This window comes from Oceanobacillus indicireducens (assembly GCF_014647195.1).
Classification (GTDB): Bacteria; Bacillota; Bacilli; order Bacillales; family Amphibacillaceae; genus Oceanobacillus; species Oceanobacillus indicireducens.
In genome coordinates, this window is record NZ_BMOS01000015.1 from 31,145 (window position 1) to 49,754 (window position 18,610).

Annotated in this window: 17 protein-coding genes and 1 pseudogene; 17 read left to right on the top strand and 1 reads right to left on the bottom strand. The window is 35.2% G+C overall.

From position 1 onward, the window contains the following. Window positions 1–3 precede the first annotated feature (3 nt). The 16 genes from IEX94_RS11530 (at window position 4) to IEX94_RS11605 (ending at window position 17,765) form a co-directional block, all read left to right on the top strand. A complete protein-coding gene (locus IEX94_RS11530; RefSeq protein ID WP_188857556.1) occupies window positions 4–1,005 on the top strand; it encodes an extracellular solute-binding protein in 1,002 nt (333 codons plus the stop codon). A 24-nt stretch (window positions 1,006–1,029) separates the two neighbouring features. Then, window positions 1,030–1,836: a histidinol-phosphatase gene (locus tag IEX94_RS11535; protein ID WP_188857641.1), complete on the top strand. Its 807-nt coding sequence runs from the start codon at window positions 1,030–1,032 to the stop codon at window positions 1,834–1,836. Between the two features lie 169 nt (window positions 1,837–2,005). After that, window positions 2,006–2,815: a Cof-type HAD-IIB family hydrolase gene (locus IEX94_RS11540; RefSeq protein ID WP_188857559.1), complete on the top strand. Its 810-nt coding sequence runs from the start codon at window positions 2,006–2,008 to the stop codon at window positions 2,813–2,815. Window positions 2,816–2,864: 49 nt separating this feature from the next. Then, on the top strand, window positions 2,865–3,671 hold the full coding sequence (locus IEX94_RS11545; RefSeq protein ID WP_188857562.1) for an inositol monophosphatase family protein: 807 nt from the start codon (window positions 2,865–2,867) through the stop codon (window positions 3,669–3,671). An 896-nt stretch (window positions 3,672–4,567) separates the two neighbouring features. Further along, a complete protein-coding gene (locus tag IEX94_RS11550) occupies window positions 4,568–5,323 on the top strand; it encodes a MurR/RpiR family transcriptional regulator (protein WP_188857564.1) in 756 nt (251 codons plus the stop codon). Window positions 5,324–5,365: 42 nt separating this feature from the next. After that, entirely contained in the window at window positions 5,366–6,931 is a 1,566-nt protein-coding gene (locus tag IEX94_RS11555; protein WP_188857566.1) for an alpha-glucoside-specific PTS transporter subunit IIBC, read from the top strand. Window positions 6,932–7,050: 119 nt separating this feature from the next. Continuing rightward, window positions 7,051–8,376, top strand: coding sequence for a family 4 glycosyl hydrolase (locus IEX94_RS11560; RefSeq protein ID WP_188857568.1), 1,326 nt, complete (start codon window positions 7,051–7,053; stop codon window positions 8,374–8,376). A gap of 610 nt (window positions 8,377–8,986) precedes the next feature. Next, window positions 8,987–9,175, top strand: a complete 189-nt coding sequence (locus IEX94_RS20015) for a helix-turn-helix domain-containing protein (RefSeq protein ID WP_188857571.1) — start codon at window positions 8,987–8,989, stop codon at window positions 9,173–9,175. A gap of 161 nt (window positions 9,176–9,336) precedes the next feature. After that, entirely contained in the window at window positions 9,337–9,594 is a 258-nt protein-coding gene (locus IEX94_RS11570; protein ID WP_188857573.1) for a hypothetical protein, read from the top strand. A 137-nt stretch (window positions 9,595–9,731) separates the two neighbouring features. Further along, a complete protein-coding gene (locus tag IEX94_RS11575; protein ID WP_188857575.1) occupies window positions 9,732–10,775 on the top strand; it encodes a LacI family DNA-binding transcriptional regulator in 1,044 nt (347 codons plus the stop codon). A 15-nt stretch (window positions 10,776–10,790) separates the two neighbouring features. Continuing rightward, window positions 10,791–11,603, top strand: a complete 813-nt coding sequence (locus IEX94_RS11580) for a Cof-type HAD-IIB family hydrolase (RefSeq protein WP_188857577.1) — start codon at window positions 10,791–10,793, stop codon at window positions 11,601–11,603. A 115-nt stretch (window positions 11,604–11,718) separates the two neighbouring features. Further along, a complete protein-coding gene (locus tag IEX94_RS11585) occupies window positions 11,719–12,888 on the top strand; it encodes an ABC transporter substrate-binding protein (protein WP_188857579.1) in 1,170 nt (389 codons plus the stop codon). A 125-nt stretch (window positions 12,889–13,013) separates the two neighbouring features. After that, window positions 13,014–13,901: a sugar phosphate isomerase/epimerase family protein gene (locus tag IEX94_RS11590; protein WP_188857582.1), complete on the top strand. Its 888-nt coding sequence runs from the start codon at window positions 13,014–13,016 to the stop codon at window positions 13,899–13,901. 128 nt (window positions 13,902–14,029) lie between these two features. Next, window positions 14,030–15,856 (top strand): ABC transporter permease, encoded by a 1,827-nt coding sequence (locus tag IEX94_RS11595; protein ID WP_188857585.1) that lies wholly within the window; start codon window positions 14,030–14,032, stop codon window positions 15,854–15,856. Next, window positions 15,856–16,983, top strand: coding sequence for an ABC transporter ATP-binding protein (locus IEX94_RS11600; RefSeq protein WP_188857588.1), 1,128 nt, complete (start codon window positions 15,856–15,858; stop codon window positions 16,981–16,983). Before IEX94_RS11595 ends, IEX94_RS11600 begins: the two co-directional genes overlap by 1 nt. Before the next feature lie 98 nt (window positions 16,984–17,081). Beyond that, on the top strand, window positions 17,082–17,765 hold the full coding sequence (locus tag IEX94_RS11605) for an MgtC/SapB family protein (RefSeq protein WP_188857591.1): 684 nt from the start codon (window positions 17,082–17,084) through the stop codon (window positions 17,763–17,765). A 105-nt stretch (window positions 17,766–17,870) separates the two neighbouring features. Here the strand turns inward: IEX94_RS11605 and IEX94_RS11610 are convergent. After that, window positions 17,871–18,194, bottom strand: a pseudogene (locus tag IEX94_RS11610) (transposase domain-containing protein); the annotation flags it as partial. A 31-nt stretch (window positions 18,195–18,225) separates the two neighbouring features. Here IEX94_RS11610 and IEX94_RS11615 point away from each other — a divergent pair. Further along, complete coding sequence (locus tag IEX94_RS11615) at window positions 18,226–18,483, top strand: hypothetical protein (RefSeq protein ID WP_188857593.1); 258 nt, start codon at window positions 18,226–18,228, stop codon at window positions 18,481–18,483. Window positions 18,484–18,610: the final 127 nt, after the last annotated feature.

Sequence of the window (18,610 nt, forward strand, 5' to 3'; positions counted from 1 at the left end):
GCTATGCGAAAAATAACAATGCTGTTGTTCGTAGTTCTTCTCCTTCTTTCTGGTTGCAACAAGGCTGGGCAAAAGAAAGTATTACAGGTATATACCGGAATGGATACAGCCTACATGATTCGAATTGCAGAGCAGTTTGAACGAGATACTGGTATCCATATTTCTTTTCAAAGAAAAAGTAATCTCGAAATTCTTCAATCTTTGGAGAATGGAGAAGAAGAATTTGATATTTGGTATGGTGGATCGTCTTTTTTAATGGAAGATGCGAAACAGCAAGGACTCTTGGAACCATATATTTCGGAATACAGAGAAGAAATCGATGAAATATATAAGGATGAAGAAGGGTATTGGACTGGAATCAGTGTAGGTGTCCTGGCCATTGTGATCAACCGTCAATGGCATGTGGAACAAGGAGTCAGTAATCCGCAGAGGTGGAGTGATCTGCAACGGGTAGAGTATAAGAACTGGCTGACATTGCCGAATCCAGAATCAACAGAAGCAGGGTACCTTACGATTGCTCTCTTTGATGAATTATATGGAAATTTGCGAACAAAGAGTGTGGTGCAAAATATCAATCAGAATGTGACCGATTATACTTTGGCAGAAGATTCAACCGGAAGATTTATTGGTTATAAGGAAAGTGCTGCAACGATTATGTTTGCACACGATGCCATGCGCCTGAAGAATGAAGGATTTACTGAGTTAAATATTATTTATCCGACAGAGCCGACAACGTATGAAGTCGAAGCAATCGCTATGACGACAAATGCTCAAAACGAAGAAGCTGCACAGGAGTTTATTGATTGGTCATTAACAAAAGAAGCACAGGAAATAGGTCAAAGAATAGGAAATTATCATATGCTGACCAATGTGAATGCAGTAAATCCGCCACAGTCCGTATCGTTGGATGAATTATTGATTATACCTGTTGATGAGGAAAAAGCAGTAGAGAATCGGTATGGTTTAATTTCCGATTTTAAAGAAGTCATCAAATATAGAGAGTAAAGGAGAAGATACATTGTGGCAAATATTATTTTTGATTTACATACTCATCATGATAGATGCGGACATGCAGAAGGGAAAATAGAGGATTACATTCAAGTGGCAATAGATCGTGATTTGCATTATATTGGGATCTCGGATCACTCTCCTTTCTTTTATTCGGACGAAGATCAGCTGTATCCGGGAATTGCAATGGCCAAGAGTGAGCTGGATGAATATGTAAGTGAAGTGTTGACACTGAAAGAAAAATATAAGAATAAAATTCACGTGTTACTTGGAATGGAGAGCGATTATTTTCCTGAATATGCAAATATGTATAGTAACATTTATCAAAAATACCCATTTGATTATATCATTGGATCTGTCCATCATGTTCATGATAAAAGTATTTTTCAAAAAGGCAGATGGGATTATTTATCAGAGGAAGAGCGTCTGGAGGAAAAAGAATCCTATTACCATTTGATTCAGCAATCTGCCAAAAGCGGTATGTTTCAAGTCTTGGGACATATTGATGCGATGAAAGGATATTTATTAAATTTTCATGAAGTCAGAACACCAGTAGTAGAAGAAACATTAAAAGTCATTGCTAATAAAGGTGTTGCCATTGAAGTGAATACGTCCGGTAAAAATAAAGATTGCGGCGGATGGTATCCTTCTCATGAAATATTAGAAAGAGCATGCTATCACGGTGTGGATATATCTTTTGGTTCAGATTCCCATGTACCTTCCAGGGTGGGGGATAATTACTTAGAAGTACAGGAAACCTTAAAACAAATTGGCTTTAAGGAAATAGTCTATTTTATAAACAAGAAAAGATGTACAGTGTCACTTTAATGTGTGGAGTATGAGAGAAACCTGCATTCACTTCTCTTTTAACAAATGCATATTTTTCTAAAATAATAACAGATACCTTGTATAGCTGCGCACACAAAAAAGTTAAAATTTGATTCATTTGATGATAGTAAAGGTTTTACAAAGTAGATTTACGGAGGGAAGCGATGGGATGAAAAAGCATCTATTAATCTCTGATTTAGATGGAACATTACTTAATGGAAAGCAGAATATTAGCATAGAGAATAAAACATCTATTCAGCAATTTATAAAGGATGGCGGATTGTTTACCATTGCAACAGGACGTGTGGAAGATTCTGTTGGTCCTTATGTGCAAGAATTGGGGGTTACACTCCCCGTCATTCTGTATAATGGAGCGGTTATTTACGATTATCAGAATCAGCAGCGTATATATGAGCAAAAGATTACCAACTTCACACCTTTATTTAAGCAATTACAAGCATTCAGCGAAAGTGAATATATTGGTATTAATTACTACCAAAATAAAAAAGCCTATGTTCCAGATTACAACGAATTGATTAAAGCACATCAGAAAAAAGATAGAATTCAGGTTAGGGAAATAGATGCTGCATTTGATACAAGCTACGTAACAAAAGTGTTGCTCATTTCAGATGCCCCTGTTGCTTTAAAAAAGTGTGAAAAGCTAGTACTAAATAGTGGAGTTTCGTGTGATATGATTTATTCAGAAAAAAACTATTTAGAAATCTTGCCGAAGCATGTTTCAAAAGGAAATGCGGTTAAAGAGCTGCTTAAACATTTAAATCGAACGGACTTACATACGATTTGTGTAGGAGATCATGAAAATGATTTGGCCATGTTACAAACAGCTGATACAGCCTATGTGGTTGAAAATGCCATTGACTTATTGAAGCAGCAGAATTTTCGGGAAACAGTTCATCATGAGCATCACGCTCTTCAAAGCATTATTGAAGATATAAGTCATTCTGTTGATTTAAAGTGATAAAAGTAGATTATTGATACATTCCAAATTCTGAAGAGAAGGTGATGTCATGTTTGAAGAGGTATGTGAAATCGTAATAGTAGCAGGGAGAAATCTGGTAGAAAAGGTGAATTCAAGATTTACCGTTGAAACAAAAAGCAGCGATATGGATTTAGTTACGGAAATGGATAAGAAAACAGAAAAATATATAACCGAGGAAATAAAGAGGGATTTCCCAGAGCATGCTGTTTTTGGAGAAGAAACAGTAGAAGAGATAGGTCACGATAAAATGCTTGAAATGCTAGAAACGCATCCTAATCTATGGATAATTGATCCAATCGATGGAACGACGAATTATGTACATGGACTGCCAGGATATACGATTTCAGTAGCTTTATATTGTAAAGGGGAAGCTGCTCTTGGCATTATTTATGACCCCGTTGCAAATGAATTATTTATTGCAGAACGTGGAAAAGGAGCGACATTAAATGGAGAAGCAATCCATGTAAGCGAGCAGAGTTCTTTAGCTGAGAGCCTCGTTTCAACAGGAGTTCCAGCAAAATATGAAAGTGACCGTAATCATGTCTTAGAGGGATATGTGAAAATTGCTCCGTTGACTCGGAATGTCCGTACTTTTGGTTCAGCAGCCTTACATTGTGCTTATGTTGCTACTGGACGTTTGGATGCATTCTGGGAATGGGGAGTAAATATTTGGGATGTTGCTGCTGGCAAATTGATTGTTGAGGAAGCAGGGGGAAGCGTTTATCAATTGGATGGTAATGAAGTTCAATATGAATTTCCTCATTTTACCTGCACGAATGGAAAGATTGATAAGGAGTGGAAGGAGACATTTGCTTCTATACATGGTTTTAAATAGAATTGGCTTCAGCTAATTTAAGTAATTTATTTCTATAGGATATATAATAATGCTATATATGTTGAATTTAAGTATTATACATTTTTAAATACGCTGTTCTTTTTGGTGAGATTAACGCAAGTAGCCCTAAGCAGATTTGCACGCTCTAGGGGGTAGGTTAGCGCACGATAATCCTACAAACTCGCACACCGCTCTGGAATTGCACACGATAACCGTATGAATTCGCACGACTCCCGAGAATAGCATACGAACGAAGAATGCAACTTATATATATTGAGAAAAGAAGCTTTTGATATTCTCACCTATCAAATTAAAAGTTTCTATAATTAAAAATACCTTCTAATTCTATTAATAGAATTAGAAGGTATTTTTGCCTGCATCCACAGAATATATAATGAAAAAATACGATGAGGTAAGAGGAGGGACTTCTCATCTCGCTTTTTACTTCACTATATACAACTATAAGTAAAGTTATAAATGTACTGCATTGAATAGAAAGATTATTATTAAATAATAATAATTTTGGTTATTTTGTCATGAAATTGATTATGGGTCAAGAGGATGGGTATTGTTTAATAACATTCATTTCTATTAAAAAGTTGCCATAATAAAAATATTAGTAAGTGTTCCTCTCATCAAGATTTTACTTCTGATTAAGTTGTAGATATTCCTTCTTGGGACATATCTCAGAAAATGAATCCATGTGTCAGTATGAGTGAAAGCATCCATAATCGCTTCAACCTGTTGTTGTTCTTGAAATATACATTTAAAATAAAAATCAGATGAAAACCTTTTCATTACCGGTATGAAAAATTTTATAGATAGTGGGGTGATTGCTTTTATACAGATTTGTAAATTATACTCCTTGTAAAGGAATATTTACAGGGGTGATAAGGATGGATTTAATAGAAGAAGCAGTTAACCAATATTACGAAACGTTTAATGCCACAGATAAGTCGATAGCTTCCTATATTCTGAAGCATCGTGGAGCTGTGGAGAAGATGACCATCAGGGAATTGGCTGATGCGTGTCATTCGTCAAAATCAACAGTATCCAGATTTGTTAAGAAGATTGGATTCGCCGGTTTTAGTGAAATGAAATATGCAATAAAGTGGCAGGAAAAAAAGGAGACGCCGGAAAAGTCTTATAAAAAAAGCCTCATCACCGATATTCAAATGAATATTGAGCAGCTGCAGCATTGGAACTTTGAGGAAATATGCAAAGCAATCGAATCGTCTAATCGTTTATTTGTATACGGGACAGGAACAGAACAAAAATTGTGTGCAAATGAACTGAAAAGGTATTTTTGGATACTCAATAAATATGTCCATGTGATTGATGACGAGATGAACTTTCATGTTTTAATGGACGATTTAACCGAGAATGATTTAATAATTATTATTTCACTTTCAGGTAATACGACTACCATGCTTCCTTTTGCACAGCGAATTGCTGCTAAAAAGATTCCATTGATGTCGATTACGGATCTAAAGAATAACAGGCTTGCTCAATTAACTGATTTAAGAATGTATGCGTTTGCTCATCCGCAAAAAAGCCATCTTGCTTTAGAAATTACAACATTTTCTACTTTTTTCGTTATGGTTGAGGCGCTATTCCGGTCATATTTAGATTACTTGGAACAGAAAAAGTAACGACTTTTATCTGTTATTACTTTAGGTTAGGGGGAAATACAGATGATGCAGAAATTTCAACGGTTTGGAAGCGCTATGTTTGTTCCGGTTTTATTTTTCGCATTTTCAGGAATCGTCATAGGCTTTTCCACACTTTTTAATGACCCTCTTATTATGGGCAGTCTTGCAGAAGAAGGCACTGTATGGTCTAAGATTTGGTTCATCATTGAAGAAGGTGCCTGGACAGTGTTTAATCAAATGCCCCTCATTTTTGCAATGGGCATTCCGGTAGCATTGGCTGCTAAAGCAAATGGCAGAGCGTTGATGGAAACAATTATCATTTTTCTGACTTTTAATTATTTCATCAACGCCATGTTAACAAGCTTTCCTGGGTTTTTTAATGTTGATTTCAGCCAAGAGCCAGGCGGTGTCAGCGGCTTAGCTGAGATTGCAGGGATTAAAACATTAGATACCAGTATTCTTGGAGCAATTATTATATCCGCTATTGCGGTATATTTGCACAATAAATACTATGATACGAAACTTCCAGACTATCTTGGTATTTTTCAAGGGTCTGCATTTGTAGTGATTATCGGTTTCTTTGCCATGTTGCCAGTTGCTTTCTTGACTGCTTGGCTTTGGCCTTATATTCAAATAGGGATTGCATCCCTTCAAGGCTTTTTGGCTAACGCGGGTAACTTCGGTGTATGGCTCTATATCTTTTTAGAAAAAATTTTATTACCGACAGGGTTACACCATTTTATTTATGGACCATTTCAATTTGGCCCAGCCATTATTGATGGCGGGACCTATGCCAACTGGGCAGCAAATATGGGTGATTTCGCTCAATCTACTGCTTCGTTGAAAGAATTATTCCCAGAAGGCGGATTCGCCATGCAGGGTAATTCCAATATATTTGGCTTGCCAGCTGCCGCTTTAGCTATCTATGTAACAGCGCAAAAAGGGAAAAGAAAAGTTGTCGCGGGGTTATTAATACCCGCAACCATAACGGCTGTTTTGGCAGGGATTACCGAACCGCTTGAATTTACGTATATTTTTGTTGCACCATTGCTATTTGCTGTAAAAGCTGTTCTAGATGCTTTTCTGGCTACAACGATGTATATATTTGGCGTCACAGGAAATTTCGGCGGCGGATTACTGGAATTCATGTCCATGAACTGGATACCGTTATTTAACAATCACTGGATGACCTATTTGATTCAAATCGCCATTGGTGTCGTCTTTTTCTTTATCTACTTCTTTGTATTCCGTTTTATGATTTTGAAATTCAATATTAAAACACCAGGACGTATGGACGAAGAAGTCAAACTTTATGGGAAAGAGGACTATAAAGAGAAGAAATCAGCAGAATCCACAGAAAAGAATCTAGCTGGCGAATATGTTGACCTTCTAGGTGGAAATGAAAATATCGAGCATGTAACAAATTGTGCTACCCGATTAAGGGTGCTAGTCACAGATCCTGAAAAAATAGCTTCTGATGAGCACTTTAGAAGTCTTGGAGCATCAGGTGTGGTTAAAAACGGGAATGCTATTCAAGTGATCATCGGACTATCTGTGCAGAATCTCAAAGAGGATGTAGATAATTATCTCGGAAAAGAAACAGAATAACGATAAATGCTTTTTAAAATATGAAAAACAAAACATTGCCAAAGAAGAGATTTCTATCTGATATTTCGATGAAACAATTTCTAAATTAAAAAGTTTAATCATGTACTGGAGGAGTAAGAATGAAGGATAATTTAATCATAACCATTGCCGGCGGCGGGAGTACCTACACCCCAGGTATTATTTCTGCGCTACTAAGTAATAGCAGTAAATTTCCTATTACAGAGATACGGTTATATGATATCGACCAAAAAAGAAATGAAGATATGAAGTTGATCATCAATCAGTTATTGATTGATAAGGACAGACAAGATATGAAGTTGATTGTAACAGAAAAACCAGAAGAAGCATTCACAAATGTGGACTTTGTTTTCTCTCAAATCCGTGTCGGCGGTCTTGCTATGCGGGAGCTGGACGAAAAAATCCCGTTAAAATACGATTTGGTAGGCCAGGAAACATGCGGACTGGGCGGTTTTGCATACGGTTTACGCTCAATTAGCGGAATATTGGAGATAGTAGGATATGTACAACAATATGCTCCAAATGCCTGGATCCTTAACTACACGAACCCAGAATCTATCATTTCCGAAGCGATACGGAGAAAATATCCTGATGCCAATATGATAAACGTTTGTGATATGACCATATCTCTGGAAGAGACCATTGCATCTAACTTTGGCTACAACAGGAAAAACTGGATCCCAACTTATTATGGCCTAAATCATTATGGCTGGTATAGCAAAATTTATGATACGTCTTTAAAACGGGATGTTATGCCTGAGATTATTGACAAGCTGCGCCAAGTCAATATGGACGTCGCCGAATTTAATGAAGGAGATCAATACTGGGCGAAGACATATCAATTGATGTCAGCCATGGTAAAGTATTTCCCTGAAGCACTGCCTAATAATTATTTAGAGTATTACTGGTTCTCTGATGTCATGGTTGAAAATGATGATAAAAACTTCACTAGAGCCAATATGGTAATGGAGGGCCGTGAAGCAAATACACGCAAAATGGCAGAACAAATCAGAAATGGAGAAACAGAAGATATTCTGCATTTTAATTTTGGTGAACATGGTAACTATATTGTAGATATAGCTGTGGCTATTTTAAATGATGAACCGAAACGTTTTATGGTTATCACACCTAATAAAGGATCGATCCCAAATTTGAGAGAAGATGCGGTTGTAGAAGTTCCTGCATATATCGGCGCAACTGGTGTAGAACAGCTTGCTTTACATCCCATCAATGACTTTCATAAAGGAATGATGGAAGCACAAGTTGCAGCAGAAAAACTGCTTGTAGATGCATTTTTTGAGCATTCCTATGACAAAGCCTTACAAGCATTTACCTTAAATCAAACCGTACCATCTGCGCGAGCAGCTAAACAAGTCCTTGATGACATGATGGTAGCAAATAAAGATTATTGGCCTGAACTTCAATAGGTTAACTTATCAAAAATAATAGTTTAGAAATATATTTAAAGTAAACCAGAAGCAATCGGTAAATATTCTCTCGCCGAGAACTTCTGATTCTCCTTTAAGAATAAGAACAAATACTAGCCCAGAAACAGATATACAGTTATATCGATCGTATCGAGCCTTGGTGCGGTATTGCGGATTGCATGATACGACGGAAGATTTTAAAGAGAAGTTTGGAGTCAATCGGTTAGAAGCCGGTGAGGTATTCCAGAAGGATTATACGATGACGTTTAAATAATTACTTAAACTTTATCTGTTGTATATAAAAATATTCACGTAATAAAAAACGTGTGAACTTGTGCAAATCAAGTTCATGCGCTTTTTTTATCTCACCCTTAAATTTATCAAGTTTGTATGAAGGTTTCCCTTTATAAAGGGATTATAATACCGGTGACTAAACGGAATATTGTCTCCATAATACAAAAGATAGGCATTAAATTATAAATATTTATCCTCTTCCTTGATTTAGACTTCATTGTAAAATGAAATGCAGCAGCTAAAAAATAGAAAGCCATCGTGAAACCACGTATAGTTAAAGTTGTCCAAAACCATAAACATACAGAGGTAAATCACGATGACTCACTCTCATTCTAACACGAAAAAACGAAGCTTTACACATTTAACTGATATTGAAAGAGGACAAATAGCTGCATACAGGGGGCAAGGTTTGTCTTTTAGAGAAATTGGAGAGAAAATTGGACGCGATTACAGTATCCCGAGAATTAAAACGGGGCACAGTCGAACAAATCGATACCAATCGTAAACCCTACCAGAAATACTTTCCTGACGCTGGTGCACGTGTTTATGAGGAGAACAGAAGAAACGGTGGTGCTCCGACTATCTTGATGGCTTCATGGGAATTTATGTTATTCGCTGAGGAGAAAATATTGAAAGACAACTGGTCACCCGACGCGGTGGTGGGCTATGCAAAAAAACAAAATACATTCGATTCCGTTCCTTGCACGAAAACCCTATATAATCATTGTCGAACGCATACCAGGTAAGAACGCACCAGCAGTAAGGGAAGCTTTAGAAGGTATATTTCAGGAATACCCAAACGTTCAACAGACATTTATAAGCATCACAGCTGATAACGGATCCGAATTTAGTAAACTTAGCGCACAAGGAAAAGAAATGGGAATAGATGTTTATTTTGCGCAATTTGTTGATTGTGTGGACTAGGCCACACAATCAACAAATTGACATAAAAAACCTTATATAGTGGTTTCACATACAGTGTTGCATTTTAATATTGCAATTAAGGTGCAAGTTAAAAATATATAATCTTCAAAAAATACTATTGACAACTAAAGTTCTCAGTGGTAATATTACCGATAACGTTACCGGGAACGTTCCCAGAAAGGGTGCTTACAATAACTACCATAAAAGATCTTGCAAAATACTTAAATATTTCTGTTTCTACAGTTTCTCGAGCTTTAAATAATCATCATGATGTTAATCAAACTACTCGTGAAAATGTATTACAAGCAGTAGAAAAATTAAACTACCGTCCTAATAGTGTGGCTAGAAGTTTAATTCATAAAAAAACATACACTATTGGATTAATGGTTCCAGATATCGCTGATCCATTTTTTTCGAGCATTGCAGTTGGTGTGGAACAAACTTTGTCCAATAACGGGTATCAAGTGATATACGGAAATACAAGTCGAGATTCGCTTAAGGAAAAGCAATTCTTGGAAAGTATACTTGATCGTAAGGTGGATGGAGTTATTCTTACACCAAATATTTTGGATCAAGAATCTATTTCTACATTAGAAAAATTAGAAATACCCAGGGTATTGCTCCGTAGAAGAACTCCAGCACTGTTAGACATTCCATTTATAGATGTGGACCATTATGGGGGAGCTTGCAAAGCAATAAACCATCTTATTTCTAAGGGACATACCAATATCGGTTTTTTAGGAATGGCCTCAGATTCATTTACAAGCAATGAACGACTTCGCGGTTATTTAGACACAATGAAAAAACATCAACTAAAAGTCAGCGCAAGAAACCAAAAGACTGCGGGGCGAACTATTGAATCCGGAAGCTTTGCCATGGAGGCGTTATATCGTGAAAGTCCTGACATAACAGCAGTATTTGCCAGCAATGATTTAATAGGAATAGGTGCTTTAGAATGGCTTAAAATGGAACAAATAAATGTACCTGAGCAAATGGCTGTTATTGGTTTTGATAACTTAGAAATGTCAGAACTGTATTCTTTTCAGTTAACTACTATTGCTCAGCCAAGAAAACAAATGGGGCAATTAGCAGCTGAACTATTGTTACGAATAATTAATGAGGAAGAGAATAAAGATTCTATTATTTTAGAAACTAATTTAATAGAACGGAAAACATGCTGAGGAGGGAGGAATGTTATGAGCAATGCAAAAAACTTATTGGTTTCAGATTTAGATGGGACATTATTAGATTCTAAACAGCAAATAAGCGCTGAAAATCTGGAAGCCATTTCTACTTTCAAAGAGAATGGTGGCATATTTACTATAGCTACCGGGCGAATGGAAAAAGCTGCTATTCCATATATAGAACAACTTGGAATTAATATACCAGTAATATTATATAACGGTGCAATTATTTATGATCCTATTAATAAAAAAAGGATAGTTGAAAAACATTTAACTTCACCAGGGAACGTCCTAAGAACGATTAATTCCTTAAGTAAATTTGATAATGTAGCTGTTTTAATCTACCAGGGTGATGAAGTCTATACAATTAAAAGAAATCATATTGTTGAAAAATATGAGGAAAAAGAAAAAGTTACTTGTCAGCTTTTTTCCGAGAGACAGTTAAAAAATCATATTATAAAAATAATGCTAATAGCTGAACCAGAAATTTTAAAGAAATTTGAAACAAAGGTAATAGAAGTAGAACATTCATGTGAATTAGTATACTCCGAAAGAAATTATCTTGAAATTCTGCCAATTGGGATATCTAAAGGAGCTGCTCTAAAGAGACTTCGTTTCATGATTGGAATAGAAAAAGTTAATACCATTTGTGTGGGCGATAATTTAAATGATTTGCCTATGTTGGAAATAGCTGATAAAGGATTTTTTGTAGAAAATAGTCATAAATTGTTAGTGAAAAATCACTTTTTTAGCTGTGTACATCATAATAAACATGCTATAGCTGATATTATTCACAATCATATTTTACCTGTTGAAAAAATGTAAGCGCTACCTTTATTGAAGAGAAAGGATAGCTGGGAAATATTAAATCCCTTTGACAAAAATAATTTAAGCTGTTTCAAGCCAACCATATCTAAAAAGAAAAAGAGGAGGTTTATGAATGAAGAGTAAAAATATTTTTTTAGTAATGATAGGCGTGTTTTTGTTGACTGTATTGGGAGCTTGTGGTGGGGATAATGAGAGTTCAAATGCTCAAGGGGCTTGGAAAGAAAACGCAAATTTAGATGCTGAAGAATCAATGGATGATTTATACGAAAAAGCAAAAGAAGAGGGAGAATTAGTCGTATATGCTCAATCTTCTGCAACTGAACAAACAGTAAATAGTTTTAAAGAAGAATACCCAGATATCAACGTATCGGTTACAAAGGTTAGTTCAGTAGATATGTTGGAGAAAATAAGGCTTGAAAATGAAGGAGATGTTCAAGGGGCTGACGTGGTAGTAGGTAAAGATTCGAATGGTTTTTGGAAAAATGAATTATTAGATAACCATATGCTTCACAGTTATCACCCGAATCATATTGCTGATAATTTAATCAGTCCTTATGACCAATATAAGGGACTTCCAATTATTACGGAGGTTATTACAGTTATGTATAACTCGGATGCAAATGATAATCCTCCTATTGAATCATGGTGGGATTTGACCACTCCGGAATGGCAAGGCAGAGTTACCATGAAAAATCCATTAGAGGCTGCCGATATCCAGGATCTATTTTTAACAATGATTCAACATTCGGATGAAATGGAAGCTGATTATGAAGAGACTTTTGGCGAAAAGCTTGAGTTAAATGGAACAGAGAATGCTGGTTATGAATTTGTTAAACGGTTATTAGATAATGATGTGGTCTTAATGAGTTCAATGGGAGATTCTGTAGATGCGGTAGCCAGTTCCACAAGCTCTGAGCCACCTATAGTTATTGCGTCGTCGGTTAAACTGCGTGATGTAGAAAGTGATGGTTTACCAATACAGATGGTTCACGATATTACACCGAAAGTATCCGTTCCGGGTACAACATCAGCTTTTATTATTGACGGTACTCCTAATGTAAATTCTGCTAAGCTTTTTATTCAGTGGATAGCAGGTGGAGATGATGGAACAGGAGCAGGCTTTACACCATTTAATAATCCAGGTACTTTCTCTACTAGAGAGGATATCGAGCAAGATTTTGATGTACCAGGATTAGAACAATTAGATCTTTGGGAAGAAGATGTTGACTATTATTATCAAAATGTAAATGAACTTAGGGACTTTCTAATCCAAACATTATAAAAAATTCGGTAAGTTCAGTACTAATTATGCTGCGCTTACCGATCCATGATTGATGCCATATAGACTATCTAATTATTAATGATAATGAATTACGGCAATACATTCTAAGAAATGGAGTGAAGTATATGACTTTAGGATTTTCAATAGAAAACCCAGCTTTAACTGACGAGTTTCACCAAAATATACTACTAGGAAATCATGATAGCCTAAAAAAATTTCTGAATAATTTAAAAGAAGAAGGTATAGAATCTATTGAAATTCGCATATTGAGAAGAGAGGACGAAGAAAATTATCAAAATGCAATCCAATTAATTTGGGATCTTGGTATGGAAATTACAATACATGGTGATATTTCCGGACCTTTAACTTATCATAATTTTCGTGAACTGTATCCATCTATGGATTATATTTTAGCACATTTTGAAAAATATCAAGAAAAATTGGTAATGCCTATACACGCATATCAGGCAATATCTGATAATGAGGATAGAGCAGAGTTAAGTGAACAAACTGTTGAAGAGTTTGGGAATTGGATTAATCTTATTGAAAGAGAAGGAATTCCATTATATATTGCGTTAGAAAATAACCGGGCAAAATCCAGTAAGGTTGACCCGGGAGATTCAATAGATGGTGTAATGAAGATGGTAAATCAAATCAATAATCGCCATTTAGGAATTTGCTGGGACATGGGACATTATTATTCCAATCTATTAAAAGAAGCCAATATATCTGATTTACCAAATGAGACAATCAATCAACTTCCTGATTCAAATTTTATAGAAAAAGTTTACCACACACATATTCATGGGTTAAATGAAAAAGGCATTACTCATTTTCCCTTGACTCAAAAGGAAAGTTTACCTTTAGAAACCTATATTTCTGCTTTAAGAAAAACTGGTTACAATAATACTTATAATTTAGAACTCACTCTGTCAAGATGGGACCAGGAAGTAACAGTGCAAAAACAGATTTCAAATACAATTAAAAGATTGAGAGAAGCTGTAATTACTTAATCTAAATAGAGGGTTTAGGGAAGACGTCTTTGGCAAGTCAGAAATATTATCATAGCAATCAATGTAGCCATTTTCGTAATACGAAAAGCTCTCAAATAGAAAGTCTCAACATTATAGGAGGTTATCTAATGAGTGAAAACTCAGAGCAAAATGGAAGGAAGAGTTCTAATAAAATAAAAAATTTATTAAGAAATTTCTTTACTAACCCAGTTTATATTATAAGTTTTTTAATCATTGCTTTACTTTCAATTGCAATTGTATATCCTTTAATAAAGATTGCGATTAATACGTTTCAATGGAGTGCAAGAGATTTTATTCCTAGCGCTGTACCAGGAGAATTTACTTTATATCATTGGATTACAACAATAACAGGGGAAATTTCATCCTCTTTACTGTACCAGCCTATGGCAAATACATTAGCAATAGGAGCTTCTGTTTCTGTATTAGCTCTGACTTTAGGAGCAGTTTTGGCTTGGTTGGTAACCAGAACGGATATCCCATTCAAGAAAACATTGGGATTTATGATGATTCTTCCTTACATGTTTCCTTCTTGGTTTAAAGCTTTTGTATGGTTAATCATATTTAAAAATGATCGAGTTGGCGGGAGCCCAGGCCTTATTCAATATTTGTTTAGTGTTGGTCCTCCTGACTGGTTATCGTATGGATTTGTACCTATTGTATTGACTTTAACATCTCACTATTATGTATTTTCATATTTATTAGTTGGCGCAGCACTTTCAACAATCAGCAGTAGCTTGGAGGAGTCTGCTAATATACTTGGAGCAAGTAAGCTTCAAACTATGAAACGAATTACTTTTCCTTTAGTTTTACCAGCTATTCTATCAGCATTTATATTAATTATTTCAAAAAGTCTCGGCTCTTTTGGTGTACCTGCATTTCTTGGACTGCCAGTTCGATATTATACAATGTCGACAATGATTTACAGCAGTATAGGAAGTGGCCGACCCACGGAAGGGTATATTCTAAGTATTATTCTAATAGTACTTGCAGCCTTGATTATCTACTTTAATCAGAAGATGATTAGTAAAAAGAATTATGAAACAATTGGAGGAAAAGACTCAAAAGCAAAACTTATTACATTAGGTAAGTGGAAAAAATTTGCTATGACAGGTGCAGTTGGCTTTGTATTTATTGTAAGCGTTTTACCGGTTGTTTTATTATTGTGGCAAACATTGATGTTGAAAGATGGAGATTATAGTTTAAGTAATATGACACTACATTATTGGATTGGTGATTCTAATCCGGATATTGCTAATGGTTATAGCGGTGTCTTTAAAAATAGTACGATCTTATCTGCTTTGAAAAACTCTGTAATTATTGCACTTACAGCCTCAGTATTAGCTGCAATGGCAGGATTGATTATAGGATATATTGTGACGCGAAGCAGAAAGATGTTTTCATCTAAATTGATTGATCAATTATCATTTTTGCCCTATTTAATACCTGGAATTGCTCTTTCTGCAATATATTTATCCATGTCTACGACAAAAATTCTTTTCTTACCTGTATTATATGGAACATTGACAATTCTTATATTAATTACAGTTGTCAAGGAATTGCCATTTGCTACAAGAGCTGGAACGAGCACGATGATACAAATTGGCGGAGAATTGGAAGAAGCGGCAAAAGTATCAGGAGCATCATGGTTTAAACGATTTTTTAGAATTATGCTGCCACTAAGTAAGAGTGGATTATTCACAGGTTTTATTATCGTATTTATTAGTGCTATGAAGGAGCTAGATCTAATCATTATGCTGGTAACGCCTTCCACTAATACATTGACTGCTGCTACATTTGGATTACAAGAACAAGGGTATCCGCAAATAGCCAATGCCAGTGTTGCTATCATTATCTTTATTATCGTTGTCGTTTATTTGGTAACAACCATTTTTGGTAAGACTGATATTTCAAAAGGTATAGGAGGAGGTAAATAATGAGTGGAATAGAATTAGCTAATGTTAATAAATATTTTGATAAGAATCATGTGCTAAAAAATGTAAACCTGAAAATTGAAGATGGAGAATTTATGACATTATTAGGGCCGTCTGGGTGTGGAAAAACTACCACATTAAGAATTATTTCTGGTCTCGAAGATCCTGAAATAGGTTTATTAACGATTGGAGGGAAAAATATTGTAAATGGAGAAGATAAGTTCTATACACCTCCTTCTAAAAGAGGATTGAATTTAGTTTTTCAAAGTTATGCATTATGGCCTCATATGACCGTTTTTGAGAATGTATCATTCGGACTAGAGCAAAAAAAGATGAAGAAAGCAGAAATTAGATTGAAAGTAGAAGATTCATTACAACGTATGCAAATAAAAAATTTGATGAATCGATATCCTTCTGAATTATCTGGTGGACAGCAGCAGCGCGTTGCGATAGCACGTGCAATTGTTACCGAACCCAAAGTTTTATTACTGGATGAACCATTATCGAATTTGGATGCAAAGTTACGAATCGAAATGCGTACAGAATTAAAAAGATTGCATCGGGATTTAAAAACAACCATTGTGTATGTTACGCATGATCAGGAAGAAGCACTTACGCTATCTACTAGAATTTCAGTATTTTTTGATGGGGAAATAGTACAGAGCGATACTCCGCAAAAATTATATCGGGCTCCTAACGATTTACGGGTAGCAAAATTTATTGGGAATCCAACTATTAATTTAATTGAAGAAACATGTAGTTATAAAAATAATCAATTAATAATTAATTCTATATTGGGAGACTTCTTTGCGGATGGAGACGAGAACGTGTCTGATAATATTACTTTATCGGTTAAACCAGAAGATATCAAAATATATTCAGAACCAATTGGGAATGGGGTGGAAGCTCAAGTATATTCCGTGTTACCTGCTGGTTCTGAAACATTGATACAATTAAGAATCGGAGATCAGTTATTAACAGCGAAAGAAATAGGTGAAGTTAATTATCCTCTTGATAGCAAGGTATGGATTACATTTTCTTTCAATAAGATAAATGTTTATGACAACAAGACTGGTAAACTTATTGCTAAAGAAGTAGAGGAGCAAACAAAAAAAGCTCAATTTGCTTAATACATTTTAGGGGTGCGATATGGCTGATAAAAAATAAAAGTTCTTCTCCATCTATAGCCATTGTTATCTTGTTATTAAGTTTTTTAGGAGAGAAGTGAATGGATATACAATCAAGCTTGCTTAGATTAGTTCTGGCAGCATTGTTAGGATTAATTATTGGATTAGAACGAGAACTTAAAAATAAACCACTTGGTATAAAAACGTGTATAGTTATCTGTGTATCAAGTAGTTTATTAACAGTTATTTCAATTGAAGCTGCTATTGAATATGGTCAATCTTCACATTTTATGCGTACAGATCCAATGCGACTGGCAGCACAGATAGTAAGTGGGATTGGTTTTATTGGTGCAGGTGTGATTTTAAAAAGAGGAGATAACATCATATCTGGAATTACAACAGCTGCGATAATTTGGGGAGCAGCAGGATTAGGTATCAGTGTAGGTGCAGGTTTTTACTGGGAATCTATCGTTGGAGCTGTTATCATTTTATTTGGTGTCGATATATTGCCATACCTAATAAAGAAATTGGGACCAGTCAGATATAAGACTCAGAGTATTAGGGTAAGTATTTCAACTAGTGAAAATGCAGTATTCCACGAAGTAATTAGGCAACTTGGTTTACAAAATGTAATAGTCAAAAAAGTTAAAATTAAGGACTTAGATGACGGAGAAAGTTTATTACAATTAAGATTGGATATTTTAAAAAATATTAGTCCTAATGATATTTATTCTCTTATTCATGACATATCAAATGTGAATAAAATTGAGGTAGAGACTGTATAAAGTAAGCCCGAACTAAGGAATTTTATAATAGAAGCAACTAAAATTAAAAATAGAAATGCCAAATAACCGTGAATCTGAGATGTTTTAAACATATTTACGGTTATTTTATTTTTTTGCACATGTTGCTTGGATTGTCTTCGACCAAGGCATGTACTGATTTAAAGTTTCTAGCGTTCGATGGATATCCAGGTTTGGTAGTTTCGTTCGTAATTTCACTAAATATTGATAGAAATCCACACCGTTGGCTTTTGCTGTTTCCGCCATGCTCAAACAAATTGCATTAGCCTCGGCACCAGCTTCGCTCACGGAAAACGTCCAATTTTTTCGACCGATCACACTTGGACGAATCGCATTTTCGGCTTGATTATTATCCATTTCAATGCGAACATCATAGAGAAAGGCACGCAGTCCATCGGCCAGGTTAATTGATATTTTTATCTTAGCAGGAGGTGCTTCATTTTTGTATGCGTTGTTTGCTTACGGGTTTACAAATCGTCACTTAGACCATATTGTAAAAGAATACTACAAAGACAAAACAACTATTAAGAATAATGAAGCTGATAATTTGCTGAATTATAATGAATTTATTCATCGCTGTAAGACGAGAGGGTACGAGAAATTTGCTTTAGGGAAATTATATGAGATAGATGTTACTTATTATTCAAATGTTAACTATCCTTCATTGATTGCAGAAGTAAAAAAGCAGATAGTAATATGAATTAAAAATGAAAGATAATAAAGGGAACGTCCAAATCGGCAAGCTGCTACCATATCTCATAACAAAATTTGAAGTATAAATTACCTCATCTAAAAAAAAGGTTTGGTTTTGACAAAGATGGCGTTTA

What these genes read in the sequence shown, in the direction of transcription:
- IEX94_RS11530 (WP_188857556.1), top strand. Translation starts at nt 4, where the DNA reads ATGCGAAAAATAACAATGCTGTTGTTCGTAGTTCTTCTCCTTCTTTCT.
- IEX94_RS11540 (WP_188857559.1), top strand. Translation starts at nt 2,006, where the DNA reads ATGAAAAAGCATCTATTAATCTCTGATTTAGATGGAACATTACTTAAT.
- IEX94_RS11545 (WP_188857562.1), top strand. Translation starts at nt 2,865, where the DNA reads ATGTTTGAAGAGGTATGTGAAATCGTAATAGTAGCAGGGAGAAATCTG.
- IEX94_RS11550 (WP_188857564.1), top strand. Translation starts at nt 4,568, where the DNA reads ATGGATTTAATAGAAGAAGCAGTTAACCAATATTACGAAACGTTTAAT.
- IEX94_RS11555 (WP_188857566.1), top strand. Translation starts at nt 5,366, where the DNA reads ATGATGCAGAAATTTCAACGGTTTGGAAGCGCTATGTTTGTTCCGGTT.
- IEX94_RS11560 (WP_188857568.1), top strand. Translation starts at nt 7,051, where the DNA reads ATGAAGGATAATTTAATCATAACCATTGCCGGCGGCGGGAGTACCTAC.
- IEX94_RS20015 (WP_188857571.1), top strand. Translation starts at nt 8,987, where the DNA reads ATGACTCACTCTCATTCTAACACGAAAAAACGAAGCTTTACACATTTA.
- IEX94_RS11570 (WP_188857573.1), top strand. Translation starts at nt 9,337, where the DNA reads ATGCAAAAAAACAAAATACATTCGATTCCGTTCCTTGCACGAAAACCC.
- IEX94_RS11580 (WP_188857577.1), top strand. Translation starts at nt 10,791, where the DNA reads ATGAGCAATGCAAAAAACTTATTGGTTTCAGATTTAGATGGGACATTA.
- IEX94_RS11585 (WP_188857579.1), top strand. Translation starts at nt 11,719, where the DNA reads ATGAAGAGTAAAAATATTTTTTTAGTAATGATAGGCGTGTTTTTGTTG.
- IEX94_RS11590 (WP_188857582.1), top strand. Translation starts at nt 13,014, where the DNA reads ATGACTTTAGGATTTTCAATAGAAAACCCAGCTTTAACTGACGAGTTT.
- IEX94_RS11595 (WP_188857585.1), top strand. Translation starts at nt 14,030, where the DNA reads ATGAGTGAAAACTCAGAGCAAAATGGAAGGAAGAGTTCTAATAAAATA.
- IEX94_RS11600 (WP_188857588.1), top strand. Translation starts at nt 15,856, where the DNA reads ATGAGTGGAATAGAATTAGCTAATGTTAATAAATATTTTGATAAGAAT.
- IEX94_RS11605 (WP_188857591.1), top strand. Translation starts at nt 17,082, where the DNA reads ATGGATATACAATCAAGCTTGCTTAGATTAGTTCTGGCAGCATTGTTA.